This is a genomic window from Streptococcus sp. S1 (genome assembly GCF_034137685.1).
GTDB classification, from domain to species: Bacteria; Bacillota; Bacilli; order Lactobacillales; family Streptococcaceae; genus Streptococcus; species Streptococcus dentalis.
Genome location: NZ_CP139418.1, coordinates 1880621 through 1893047, shown reverse-complemented (window position 1 = coordinate 1893047; position 12427 = coordinate 1880621). Strand labels below are relative to the sequence as shown.

The 12427-nt window shown below is 43.7% G+C and carries 7 protein-coding genes, 11 tRNA genes and 3 rRNA genes; 19 read left to right on the top strand and 2 right to left on the bottom strand.

Annotated elements, in window-relative coordinates; all coding sequences use genetic code 11:
- The first annotated feature begins 32 nt into the window (after positions 1-32).
- Positions 33-1433: a bifunctional Cof-type HAD-IIB family hydrolase/peptidylprolyl isomerase gene (locus SM121_RS09315; RefSeq protein ID WP_021154563.1), complete on the top strand. Its 1401-nt coding sequence runs from the start codon at positions 33-35 to the stop codon at positions 1431-1433.
- Between the two features lies 1 nt (position 1434).
- On the top strand, positions 1435-1800 hold the full coding sequence (locus SM121_RS09310) for a S1 RNA-binding domain-containing protein (protein WP_023920312.1): 366 nt from the start codon (positions 1435-1437) through the stop codon (positions 1798-1800).
- Between the two features lie 50 nt (positions 1801-1850).
- On the opposite strand, the gene cysK is transcribed toward SM121_RS09310, so the two are convergent.
- On the bottom strand, positions 1851-2774 hold the full coding sequence (cysK, locus tag SM121_RS09305; RefSeq protein WP_003012578.1) for a cysteine synthase A: 924 nt from the start codon (positions 2772-2774) through the stop codon (positions 1851-1853).
- A 122-nt stretch (positions 2775-2896) separates the two neighbouring features.
- Complete coding sequence (locus tag SM121_RS09300) at positions 2897-3538, bottom strand: YigZ family protein (RefSeq protein ID WP_320910894.1); 642 nt, start codon at positions 3536-3538, stop codon at positions 2897-2899.
- Between the two features lie 55 nt (positions 3539-3593).
- Between SM121_RS09300 and SM121_RS09295 the strand changes: the two genes are divergently transcribed.
- The 17 genes from SM121_RS09295 (at position 3594) to SM121_RS09215 (ending at position 12408) form a co-directional block, all read left to right on the top strand.
- Positions 3594-4892: a DEAD/DEAH box helicase gene (locus SM121_RS09295; protein ID WP_320910893.1), complete on the top strand. Its 1299-nt coding sequence runs from the start codon at positions 3594-3596 to the stop codon at positions 4890-4892.
- Positions 4889-5554 (top strand): ComF family protein, encoded by a 666-nt coding sequence (locus SM121_RS09290; protein WP_320910892.1) that lies wholly within the window; start codon positions 4889-4891, stop codon positions 5552-5554. Before SM121_RS09295 ends, SM121_RS09290 begins: the two co-directional genes overlap by 4 nt.
- A gap of 81 nt (positions 5555-5635) precedes the next feature.
- Positions 5636-6178: a ribosome hibernation-promoting factor, HPF/YfiA family gene (hpf, locus tag SM121_RS09285; protein ID WP_320910891.1), complete on the top strand. Its 543-nt coding sequence runs from the start codon at positions 5636-5638 to the stop codon at positions 6176-6178.
- A gap of 300 nt (positions 6179-6478) precedes the next feature.
- Positions 6479-8024 (top strand): 16S ribosomal RNA (locus SM121_RS09280).
- A gap of 53 nt (positions 8025-8077) precedes the next feature.
- A tRNA-Ala gene (locus SM121_RS09275) sits at positions 8078-8150 on the top strand.
- A gap of 123 nt (positions 8151-8273) precedes the next feature.
- Positions 8274-11173: ribosomal RNA gene (locus tag SM121_RS09270) — 23S ribosomal RNA — on the top strand.
- Between the two features lie 79 nt (positions 11174-11252).
- Positions 11253-11368: ribosomal RNA gene (rrf, locus tag SM121_RS09265) — 5S ribosomal RNA — on the top strand.
- Together the 16S, 23S and 5S rRNA genes with 11 tRNA genes alongside form the textbook arrangement of a ribosomal RNA operon.
- 133 nt (positions 11369-11501) lie before the next feature.
- Positions 11502-11574, top strand: a tRNA-Val gene (locus SM121_RS09260).
- Between the two features lie 2 nt (positions 11575-11576).
- A tRNA-Asp gene (locus tag SM121_RS09255) sits at positions 11577-11649 on the top strand.
- Between the two features lie 24 nt (positions 11650-11673).
- A tRNA-Lys gene (locus tag SM121_RS09250) sits at positions 11674-11746 on the top strand.
- Between the two features lie 6 nt (positions 11747-11752).
- Positions 11753-11834 (top strand) — tRNA-Leu (locus SM121_RS09245).
- Positions 11835-11851: 17 nt separating this feature from the next.
- Positions 11852-11924, top strand: a tRNA-Thr gene (locus SM121_RS09240).
- 23 nt (positions 11925-11947) lie between these two features.
- Positions 11948-12019, top strand: a tRNA-Gly gene (locus tag SM121_RS09235).
- Between the two features lie 7 nt (positions 12020-12026).
- A tRNA-Leu gene (locus SM121_RS09230) sits at positions 12027-12112 on the top strand.
- 19 nt (positions 12113-12131) lie between these two features.
- Positions 12132-12205 (top strand) — tRNA-Arg (locus SM121_RS09225).
- Positions 12206-12241: 36 nt separating this feature from the next.
- Positions 12242-12315, top strand: a tRNA-Arg gene (locus SM121_RS09220).
- A 19-nt stretch (positions 12316-12334) separates the two neighbouring features.
- A tRNA-Pro gene (locus SM121_RS09215) sits at positions 12335-12408 on the top strand.
- The last annotated feature ends 19 nt before the right edge of the window (positions 12409-12427 follow it).

Genomic DNA, 12427 nt, shown 5'->3' with positions numbered 1-12427 from the left:
TATAATAGAGCATGATCATAAGGGGGAGACAAGTGGACGCAAAATTACGCTATAAAGCCAAAAAAGTTAAAATCGTCTTTTTTGATATTGATGATACATTACGTGCAAAAGAAACTGGATTGATCCCAGAATCTGTCAAAGAAGTCTTTCATCAATTGAAAGAAAAAGGAATCCGGACAGGGATTGCAACCGGCAGAGGGATTTTTGGGGTTGTTCCTGAAATCATGGACTTAAAGCCTGATTTTCTAGTAACCTTAAACGGTGCCTATATAGAAGATACAAAAGGAACTGTGATCTACCAATCACCAATCAATGAAGCAATCGTTTCTTCTTTTGTAGATTGGGCCAAAGAATCCGAGATTGATTATGGGTTAGTGGCTAGTCATCAAGCAGCCCTGTCTAATCGGACACCCTTGATCAGTGATGCTATTGACATCATTTATCCCAACTTACCAGTAGATCCAGATCTGCATTTGAAAGAACCTATTTTCCAAATGTGGACCTTTGATGAACAGGATAGTGAGCTAGAGTTGCCCCCTTCTTTGCAAGAGAACTTGCGCCTAGTTTCATGGCATCCCCATTCGTCAGATGTTGTTCGCTTTGAAGCTTCAAAAGCTTCAGGAGTTTCTCATCTTGTAAATCATTTGGGCTTGAAGCCAGAGAATGTTTTAGTATTTGGGGATGGATTAAATGATCTAGAACTGTTTGATTATGCTGGAATTAGTATCGCAATGGGAAAATCTGCCCCAGAGTTACAAGAAAAAGCTGATTATATCACTAAGAATTTAGAAGAAGATGGCATATTCTATGCCTTAGAGGAGTTAAATATGGTTGAAAAAGAATTGACATTACCACAGTTAGAACTTGCTACGGTTGACGGTCCTGTCGCTGTGATCAAAACCAATCACGGTGAGATGAACATTCAATTGTTCCCGGATCAAGCGCCAAAAACAGTTGCAAACTTTGTAGCTCTTGCTAAGTCTGGCTATTATGATGGTGTCATTTTCCATCGGATTATTAAAGATTTTATGATCCAAGGGGGAGATCCAACAGGCACAGGTATGGGTGGTGAATCCATCTATGGGGAGAGCTTCGAAGACGAGTTTTCAAAAGAATTGTACAATATTCGCGGAGCCCTTTCAATGGCAAATGCTGGACCAAACACAAATGGCAGCCAATTCTTTATTGTACAAAATCAACATCTCCCATATTCGAAAAAGGAATTGGTCCGCGGTGGCTGGCCTGAAAAAATTGCAGAAATCTATACGACAGAAGGGGGAACTCCTCACCTAGATCAACGCCATACAGTATTTGGTCAATTGATGGATGAAGCTTCTTTTGCTGTGTTGGATGAGATCGCGGCTGTTGAGACAGGGATGATGGATAAGCCAGTAGAAGATGTCGTGATTGAAACCATCGAAATTGAGGACTAATATGAAAATTGGAGATAAGTTAGAAGGAACCATCACAGGAATTCAACCTTACGGCGCCTTTGTCGAACTAGAGTCGGGTGTGACGGGCTTGATTCATATCTCAGAGATTAGAAGTGGTTATGTAAGTAATATTCATGATATTCTTTCAATTGGAGAAAAAGTCTTTGTCCAAGTCATCGATGTTGATGAATATTCTAAGAAAGCTAGCCTCTCTCTGAGAACACTAGAAGAAACACCACAACGAAGTATTCGACACCATCGTTTTTCAAATGACCGCCACAAGAGTGGTTTTGCGCCCTTAGCTCAACAGATGCCGACCTGGGTCAAAGAAGGAAAGGTATTCTTTAGCAAACAAGAAAAAAAATAAAAAATTCGATAGGTTGATGAAACCTATCGAAGTTTTTTTGATATAGAGAATTATTCAAATTCGTAAAGGGTAGTAGAAAGGTAACGTTCTCCATTATCTGGTGCAAGAGCAAGAACTTTTTTACCGCTACCCAATTCTTTTGCGACTTCAATAGCAGCATAGATAGCAGCTGCGCTTGAGATACCGACTAAGAATCCTTCAGCTCCACCGATAGCGCGTGCAAGTTCGAAAGCTTCTTCTGAAGATACGCGACGAACACCATCATATGCGTTAGTGTCTAAAGTATTTGGGATAAAGCCTGCTGAAATCCCTTGGATTTTATGTGGTCCAGGTTTTTCGCCAGAAAGGACTGCAGATTCATTGGCCTCAACGGCATAGACTTTGATAGCAGGATTATTCTTTTTCAAAGTATGAGAAATACCAGAAACAGTACCACCAGTACCAACACCTGCGACAAAAGCATCTAAACCATCTTTTCCAAAGGCATCAACGATTTCTTGTCCTGTTGTTCTTTCATGTACCTCTGGGTTAGCAGGGTTTTCAAATTGAAGAGGAAGGAAGCCATTTCTTTCTGCAGCGATTGCTTCAGCTTTAGCGATAGCGCCTTTCATTCCTTCACTTCCAGGAGTCAAAACGAGTTCAGCTCCATAGGCTTGGATGATTTTACGACGTTCCACACTCATGGTTTCAGGCATGACAATCACAACTTTGTAGCCTTTAGCTGCGCCAACCCATGACAAGCCAATCCCTGTGTTCCCACTAGTTGCTTCGACAATGGTATCACCTGGTTTGATCAAGCCATCCGCTTCAGCTTTTTCAATCATGCTCAAAGCAATCCGGTCTTTAACAGATGATCCAGGATTGAAAGCTTCGAGTTTGACATAGACATCTGCAGCTCCTTCAGGAACAAGACGGTTCAATTTGACAATCGGAGTGTTCCCAATCAGTTCTGTAATATTTTCATAAATAGCCATAATATACCTCAGTTCTAGGTTTTCTTGATACTAACAAGTATAGTCCCTTGCGGGAAGAATGTAAAATATAGAAATTTTATGGGTGTGATAAAAAAAAACTATCGTTGCCGATAGTATTTTAATTATTTTTCTACAGAAAGCAGGGGTACTTCAACCTCACGAATTCCTTGGTCCTCAATAATGACTTTGCCATTGTAAAATTCGACTAAAGCTGCTGTGATAGAATTTGTGTTTTCTTTATCTACAAAAATAGTTGTCATCACCTGATCTGTAAACATCGGATCTTGTTCCGCCAATTGATGGTCTTTTAAGAAATTAGCAAATTCTTGGTATTGGGAATAAGAAAGTGTGATCCCAAGAACCACTTGCTCTTTGATTTCTACCAGTCCAATCTCTCGAACTGCTTGTGCAACACTTCCAGCATAAGCACGAATCAGACCGCCAGCACCTAATTTAATACCTCCGAAATAGCGGGTAACCACGACACAACTATTAGTGATGCGATGATTCTCCAAAACACCTAACATCGGTATCCCAGCTGTTCCACTAGGCTCTCCATCGTCACTGGTTCGTTTGATATTACTTTGTTCTCCAATGATGAAAGCAGAGCAGTTATGTGTAGCCTTATAGTGTTCTTTTTTGATGGCATTGATAAAATCTCTAGCTTCCTCTTCAGAGGAGACTCGCTTGACATGACAAATGAATTTTGACTTTTTGATTTCTTCTTGAACAGTACCGTTCTCTTTAAATGTAACATATTCCATATTCTTATTTTACAAAAAAAGAATGATTTTCTCCAACTTTTGCGAATTAATAAGTATGAAGATAGAAGATTCTTATGGAAGACTCTTAACGGAGAGTCAAATGACAAATGATCTAAAAGAAATTGCCCAAGAATTTCCAGCTATAGAAAAACAGAATGGAAGGTACCAATGCTTTCGATGTGGCAGTTTGATTGATCAAAAACTGTGGAAGTTGAGTGAAGAGGTACTGTATTGTAGAGCCTGTATCCAATTGGGAAGGATCCGGAGTGATCAAAAACTTTATGCTATTGGACAGCAAGACTTTGAAGGAAAAGAGGTGCTAAACTGGAAAGGGACCTTGACTTCCTATCAACAAGAGGTATCTGAAGGACTTATCCAAGCAGTTAAAGCAGGAAAACATGCCTTGGTACATGCTGTGACAGGAGCTGGAAAAACGGAAATGATGTACCAGGTTGTAGCAACAGCGATCAAGGCAGGAAAAGCAGTCTGTATTGCTACCCCAAGAATCGATGTCTGTATAGAATTGTACGGAAGGATGGAGGAAGATTTTTCCTGCTCCATCTCTTTGCTTCATGGAGAATCAGAGCCCTATTTTAGAACGCCTTTAGTGATCGCTACAACCCACCAATTGCTAAAGTTTTATCAGGCCTTTGATCTCCTTATTATAGATGAGGTAGATGCTTTTCCATATGTGGATAATCCAATCTTATATAAAGCAGCTCAGAATGCAATAAAAAAAGAGGGGAATACCCTATATTTGACAGCAACCTCTACAGATGAGTTAGATAAAAAGGTCAAGAAAAAAGAAATCATTCGTTATAGTCTCCCAAGAAGATTTCATGGGAACCCACTAGTGGTCCCTAAAATAAAATGGGTGCCGAAAATTAGAGAAAAAATAGAAAAAGGAAGAATCCCTTACGAACTATTGCAACTGATCAAGAAACAAAGACAGACTCACTACCCATTGTTAATCTTTGTATCTGAAATAGAATTAGGACAACAATTCACTGAGAACTTAAAAAAATACTTTCCCAAAGAAACAGTAGGTTTTGTATCCTCACAGACAACAGACCGTCTACGAATGGTAGAAGAGTTTAGAAACAGAGCCATAACCATGCTAGTCTCTACAACTATTTTAGAAAGAGGAGTGACCTTTCCGTTTGTAGATGTCTTTGTTTTAGAAAGTAATCATAAATTATTTACTAAAAGTACCCTCGTACAAATTTCAGGAAGGGTCGGTCGAAGTAAAGAAAGACCAACAGGTAAACTACTTTTCCTATCAGATGGCATAACACGAGAAATGAAGAAAGCGATCAAAGAAATAAAGGAAATGAATCAGGAGGCTGGATTTTGAAAGAATGTTTGCTTTGTACTAAAGAGTTGAAAACTGGTGAACATTTCACAGACCTTATTTTTATGAATCAACAAGAAGAATGGATTTGTAAAGAATGCAAAGAAGACTTCGAACAAATTGACGAAATCCATTGTCCTAGATGTTATAAAGATAAGGAGGAGAAAGTATGTAAAGATTGCGAATACTGGATACAAAAGGGGAATATGGTAGAACATGAAGCATTATATAGATATAATGCAGCAATGAAGGACTATTTCAAGCGATATAAATTTGAAGGAGATCGTTTATTAGGAATGGTATTTGCATGTGAAATCAAAAAAGCCTTGAAAAAATATAAAAGCTATACGATAATACCGACTCCAATCAGCCATGAAAAAAAGCAGGAGAGAGGATTTAATCAGGTTTCGACTATATTAGATTTTGCAGAAATAAAGTACAGCAGTCTCTTCCAAAAAGAAGACAGCTTAGCCCAATCAAAAAAAACAAGAGAAGAAAGATTAAAAACCTCTCAACACTTTCAATTAAAAGAAGAAGTTTCAAAAAAGCAGAAATATCTTATCTTTGATGATATCTACACAACGGGCAAAACAATCGAATTAATGAAGCGCCTACTAATTGAAAAAGGTGTGAAAGAAATAAAGACATTTTCAATCGCAAGGTAAAAAAAGATTTGCAAAAAGTTTATGAAAGCGTTATAATATACATATAAATAAAAACATAATGTTTAGAAAGTAGGTACTAATATGATTAAATATAGTATCCGTGGTGAAAACCTAGAAGTAACAGAAGCCATTCGCGACTATGTCGTTTCTAAACTCGAAAAGATTGAAAAATATTTTCAGGCAGATCAAGAGCTAGACGCTCGAGTAAACTTAAAAGTTTACCGTGAAAAGACCGCAAAAGTAGAAGTAACTATTCCGCTTGGATCTATTACACTGCGTGCAGAAGATGTCTCTCAAGATATGTACGGTTCAATTGATCTGGTTGTGGATAAAATTGAACGTCAAATTCGTAAGAATAAAACAAAAATCGAAAAGAAAAATCGTGTTAAATCTGGTGCAGGTAAATTGTTTACCGATGTAGTTGTAGAAGAAGCAACAACCACAGATAAAGTTGTTCGCTCAAAAACAATTGATCTAGAACCAATGGATATAGATGAAGCGATCCTTCAAATGGATCTATTAGCACACGATTTCTTCATTTATCGTGATGCAGAAGACAACACAACTAATGTTATCTACCGTAGAGAAGACGGAGATATCGGTCTATTGGAAGTAAAAGAATAGAGATCAAAAAGAGATTGAAAACATCAATTAAATTATAGAGGAATCAGGGGTATTGATGCTCCTGATTTTTTTATATAAACAAAAAACTTTCAAGAAAGTAAAAATTTTTGAAAAAAAGTGTTGACAGTAAGTGTAGGTCATGATATACTAATATAGTTGTCGCGCGAGAGCGACAAAGACCTTTGAAAACTGAACAAGACGAACCAATGTGCAGGGCGCTATAACTAAGGTTATAGTAACTGAACAATAAAGAAACAATAAATCTGTCAGTGACAGAATGAGTTTAAGACAAACAATTATTTTAATGAGAGTTTGATCCTGGCTCAGGATGAACGCTGGCGGCGTGCCTAATACATGCAAGTAGAACGCTGAAGGAGGAGCTTGCTCTTCTGGAAGAGTTGCGAACGGGTGAGTAACGCGTAGGTAACCTGCCTCTTAGCGGGGGATAACTATTGGAAACGATAGCTAATACCGCATAAAAGTCGACATTGCATGATGTTGACTTGAAAGGTGCAATTGCATCACTAAGAGATGGACCTGCGTTGTATTAGCTAGTTGGTGAGGTAACGGCTCACCAAGGCGACGATACATAGCCGACCTGAGAGGGTGATCGGCCACACTGGGACTGAGACACGGCCCAGACTCCTACGGGAGGCAGCAGTAGGGAATCTTCGGCAATGGGGGCAACCCTGACCGAGCAACGCCGCGTGAGTGAAGAAGGTTTTCGGATCGTAAAGCTCTGTTGTAAGAGAAGAACGAGTGTGAGAGTGGAAAGTTCACGCTGTGACGGTATCTTACCAGAAAGGGACGGCTAACTACGTGCCAGCAGCCGCGGTAATACGTAGGTCCCGAGCGTTATCCGGATTTATTGGGCGTAAAGCGAGCGCAGGCGGTTAGATAAGTCTGAAGTTAAAGGCTGTGGCTTAACCATAGTACGCTTTGGAAACTGTTTAACTTGAGTGCAGAAGGGGAGAGTGGAATTCCATGTGTAGCGGTGAAATGCGTAGATATATGGAGGAACACCGGTGGCGAAAGCGGCTCTCTGGTCTGTAACTGACGCTGAGGCTCGAAAGCGTGGGGAGCAAACAGGATTAGATACCCTGGTAGTCCACGCCGTAAACGATGAGTGCTAGGTGTTGGGTCCTTTCCGGGACTCAGTGCCGCAGCTAACGCATTAAGCACTCCGCCTGGGGAGTACGACCGCAAGGTTGAAACTCAAAGGAATTGACGGGGGCCCGCACAAGCGGTGGAGCATGTGGTTTAATTCGAAGCAACGCGAAGAACCTTACCAGGTCTTGACATCCCTCTGACCGCTCTAGAGATAGAGTTTTCCCTCGGGACAGAGGTGACAGGTGGTGCATGGTTGTCGTCAGCTCGTGTCGTGAGATGTTGGGTTAAGTCCCGCAACGAGCGCAACCCCTATTGTTAGTTGCCATCATTGAGTTGGGCACTCTAGCGAGACTGCCGGTAATAAACCGGAGGAAGGTGGGGATGACGTCAAATCATCATGCCCCTTATGACCTGGGCTACACACGTGCTACAATGGCTGGTACAACGAGTCGCGAGTCGGTGACGGCAAGCTAATCTCTTAAAGCCAGTCTCAGTTCGGATTGTAGGCTGCAACTCGCCTACATGAAGTCGGAATCGCTAGTAATCGCGGATCAGCACGCCGCGGTGAATACGTTCCCGGGCCTTGTACACACCGCCCGTCACACCACGAGAGTTTGTAACACCCGAAGTCGGTGAGGTAACCATTTGGAGCCAGCCGCCTAAGGTGGGATAGATGATTGGGGTGAAGTCGTAACAAGGTAGCCGTATCGGAAGGTGCGGCTGGATCACCTCCTTTCTAAGGAAAAGGAAACCTGTACGTTGGTCTTGTTTAGTTTTGAGAGGTCTTGTGGGGCCTTAGCTCAGCTGGGAGAGCGCCTGCTTTGCACGCAGGAGGTCAGCGGTTCGATCCCGCTAGGCTCCATTAACACTATAAGGGTGTTAAGATTGAACATTGAAAATTGAATATCTATATCAAATAGTAACAAGAAAATAAACCGAAACGCTGTAAATATTTAAAGAGTTTAGGTCGCAAGACCAAAAATAAGGTTAAGTTAATAAGGGCGCACGGTGGATGCCTTGGCACTAGAAGCCGAAGAAGGACGTGACAAACGACGAAATGCTTTGGGGAGCTGTAAGTAAGCGACGATCCAGAGATGTCCGAATGGGGGAACCCACTAGCTAATGGCTAGTACTCCTATCTGTTAAGGATAGGTAGAGGAAGACGCAGTGAACTGAAACATCTAAGTAGCTGCAGGAAGAGAAAGCAAAAGCGATTGCCTGAGTAGCGGCGAGCGAAACGGCAGGAGGGCAAACCGAAGAGTTTACTCTTCGGGGTTGTAGGACTGCAATGTGGACTTAAAGATTATAGAAGAATGACATGGGAAGGTCAGCCAAAGAGAGTAAGAGCCTCGTATTCGAAATAGTCTTTATACCTAGCAGTATCCTGAGTACGGCGGGACACGAGAAATCCCGTCGGAATCTGGGAGGACCATCTCCCAACCCTAAATACTCTCTAGTGACCGATAGTGAACCAGTACCGTGAGGGAAAGGTGAAAAGCACCCCGGGAGGGGAGTGAAATAGAACCTGAAACCGTGTGCCTACAACAAGTTCGAGCCCGTTAATGGGTGAGAGCGTGCCTTTTGTAGAATGAACCGGCGAGTTACGATATGATGCGAGGTTAAGTTGAAGAGACGGAGCCGTAGGGAAACCGAGTCTGAATAGGGCGCAATAGTATTATGTCGTAGACCCGAAACCATGTGACCTACCCATGAGCAGGTTGAAGGTGAGGTAAAACTCACTGGAGGACCGAACCAGGGCACGTTGAAAAGTGCTTGGATGACTTGTGGGTAGCGGAGAAATTCCAAACGAACTTGGAGATAGCTGGTTCTCTCCGAAATAGCTTTAGGGCTAGCGTCGACATTAAGATTCTTGGAGGTAGAGCACTGTTTGGGTGAGGGGTCCATCCCGGATTACCAATCTCAGATAAACTCCGAATGCCAATGAATTATGGTCGGCAGTCAGACTGCGAGTGCTAAGATCCGTAGTCGAAAGGGAAACAGCCCAGACCACCAGCTAAGGTCCCAAAATAATTGTTAAGTGGAAAAGGATGTGGGGTTGCACAGACAACTAGGATGTTAGCTTAGAAGCAGCTATTCATTCAAAGAGTGCGTAATAGCTCACTAGTCGAGTGACCCTGCGCCGAAAATGTACCGGGGCTAAAACAATTTACCGAAGCTGTGGATACCTTTATAGGTATGGTAGGAGAGCGTTCTATGTGTGGCGAAGGTGTACCGTGAGGAGCGCTGGAACGCATAGAAGTGAGAATGCCGGTATGAGTAGCGAAAGACAGGTGAGAATCCTGTCCACCGTAAGACTAAGGTTTCCAGGGGAAGGCTCGTCCGCCCTGGGTTAGTCGGGACCTAAGGAGAGACCGAAAGGTGTATCCGATGGACAACAGGTTGATATTCCTGTACTAGAGTATGTAGTGAAGGAGGGACGCAGTAGGCTAACTAAAGCGTGCGACTGGAAGTGCACGTCTAAGCAGTGAGGTGTGAATTGAGTTAAATGCTTAATTCTATAACATTGAGCTGTGATGGGGAGCGAAGTTTAGTAGCGAAGTTAGTGACGTCACACTGCCAAGAAAAGCTTCTAGCGTTAATCATACTCTACCCGTACCGCAAACCGACACAGGTAGTCGAGGCGAGTAGCCTCAGGTGAGCGAGAGAACTCTCGTTAAGGAACTCGGCAAAATGACCCCGTAACTTCGGGAGAAGGGGTGCTGGCTTTCAGTCAGCCGCAGTGAATAGGCCCAAGCAACTGTTTATCAAAAACACAGCTCTCTGCTAAATCGTAAGATGATGTATAGGGGGTGACGCCTGCCCGGTGCTGGAAGGTTAAGAGGAGTGCTTAGCGTAAGCGAAGGTATGAATTGAAGCCCCAGTAAACGGCGGCCGTAACTATAACGGTCCTAAGGTAGCGAAATTCCTTGTCGGGTAAGTTCCGACCCGCACGAAAGGCGTAATGATTTGGGCACTGTCTCAACGAGAGACTCGGTGAAATTTTAGTACCTGTGAAGATGCAGGTTACCCGCGACAGGACGGAAAGACCCCATGGAGCTTTACTGCAGTTTGATATTGAGTGTCTGTACCACATGTACAGGATAGGTAGGAGCCATTGATATCGGGACGCCAGTTTCGATGGAGGCGTTGTTGGGATACTACCCTTGTGTTATGGCCACTCTAACCCGGTAGGTTTATCATCTACGGAGACAGTGTCTGACGGGCAGTTTGACTGGGGCGGTCGCCTCCTAAAAGGTAACGGAGGCGCCCAAAGGTTCCCTCAGAATGGTTGGAAATCATTCGCAGAGTGTAAAGGTATAAGGGAGCTTGACTGCGAGAGCTACAACTCGAGCAGGGACGAAAGTCGGGCTTAGTGATCCGGTGGTTCCGTATGGAAGGGCCATCGCTCAACGGATAAAAGCTACCCTGGGGATAACAGGCTTATCTCCCCCAAGAGTTCACATCGACGGGGAGGTTTGGCACCTCGATGTCGGCTCGTCGCATCCTGGGGCTGTAGTCGGTCCCAAGGGTTGGGCTGTTCGCCCATTAAAGCGGCACGCGAGCTGGGTTCAGAACGTCGTGAGACAGTTCGGTCCCTATCCGTCGCGGGCGTAGGAAATTTGAGAGGATCTGCTCCTAGTACGAGAGGACCAGAGTGGACTTACCGCTGGTGTACCAGTTGTCTCGCCAGAGGCATCGCTGGGTAGCTATGTAGGGAAGGGATAAACGCTGAAAGCATCTAAGTGTGAAACCCACCTCAAGATGAGATTTCCCATGATTTTATATCAGTAAGAGCCCTGAGAGAAGATCAGGTAGATAGGTTAGGAGTGGAAGTTGTGTGAGCAATGGAGCGGACTAATACTAATAGCTCGAGGACTTATCCAAAGAGTCAGAAGATATTGACAACGAAAGGTTAACTTGTTAGAATATAGATGTTCAATTTTGAATGTTTAATCATTCAGAGTTAAGTGACGATAGCCTAGGAGATACACCTGTACCCATGCCGAACACAGCAGTTAAGCCCTAGAACGCCGGAAGTAGTTGGGGGTTGCCCCCTGTGAGATAAGGTAGTCGCTTAGCAAGAGATTGAGCCTAGTAGATACTAGGCTCATTTGGGAGTTTAGCTTAGTTGGAATGGAGAGGGAATCGAGATTCCAATCGGCGGAAAAGAGAAACGAAGTTTCTGACCGTTGGCTGAGTTAAACGACCATAAGGGAGTTTAGCTCAGCTGGGAGAGCATCTGCCTTACAAGCAGAGGGTCAGCGGTTCGATCCCGTTAACTCCCATAGGTCCCGTAGTGTAGCGGTTATCACGTCGCCCTGTCACGGCGAAGATCGCGGGTTCGATTCCCGTCGGGACCGTTAAGATAATGAAAATTATTTTAAGACTCGTTAGCTCAGTTGGTAGAGCAATTGACTTTTAATCAATGGGTCACTGGTTCGAGCCCAGTACGGGTCATATTTTGCGGGTTTGGCGGAATTGGCAGACGCACCAGATTTAGGATCTGGCGCTTTACGGCGTGGGGGTTCAAGTCCCTTAACCCGCATAATAGAATAATAATGAGCCGGCTTAGCTCAGTTGGTAGAGCATCTGATTTGTAATCAGAGGGTCGCGTGTTCAAGTCATGTAGCCGGCATTTTTTTATATAAAGAAAGCAATGCGAACGTAGTTCAGTGGTAGAACACCACCTTGCCAAGGTGGGGGTCGCGGGTTCGAATCCCGTCGTTCGCTTGAGGAGGCCGGGGTGGCGGAACTGGCAGACGCACAGGACTTAAAATCCTGCGATTGGTAACGATCGTACCGGTTCGATTCCGGTCCTCGGCATAGACAAAGGTTGAAAGAAGCACCCTTAGCTCAACTGGATAGAGTACCTGACTACGAATCAGGCGGTTAGAGGTTCGACTCCTCTAGGGTGCATGGTCGGAAGGCTATGTAATAATTGAATAGGAATGAGCACCCTTAGCTCAACTGGATAGAGTACCTGACTACGAATCAGGCGGTTAGAGGTTCGACTCCTCTAGGGTGCATAAAGCGGTAGCTTTAGATCGGGAAGTAGCTCAGCTTGGTAGAGTACTTGGTTTGGGACCAAGGTGTCGCAGGTTCGAATCCTGTCTTCCCGATAGTGTATCGAAAAAGTCT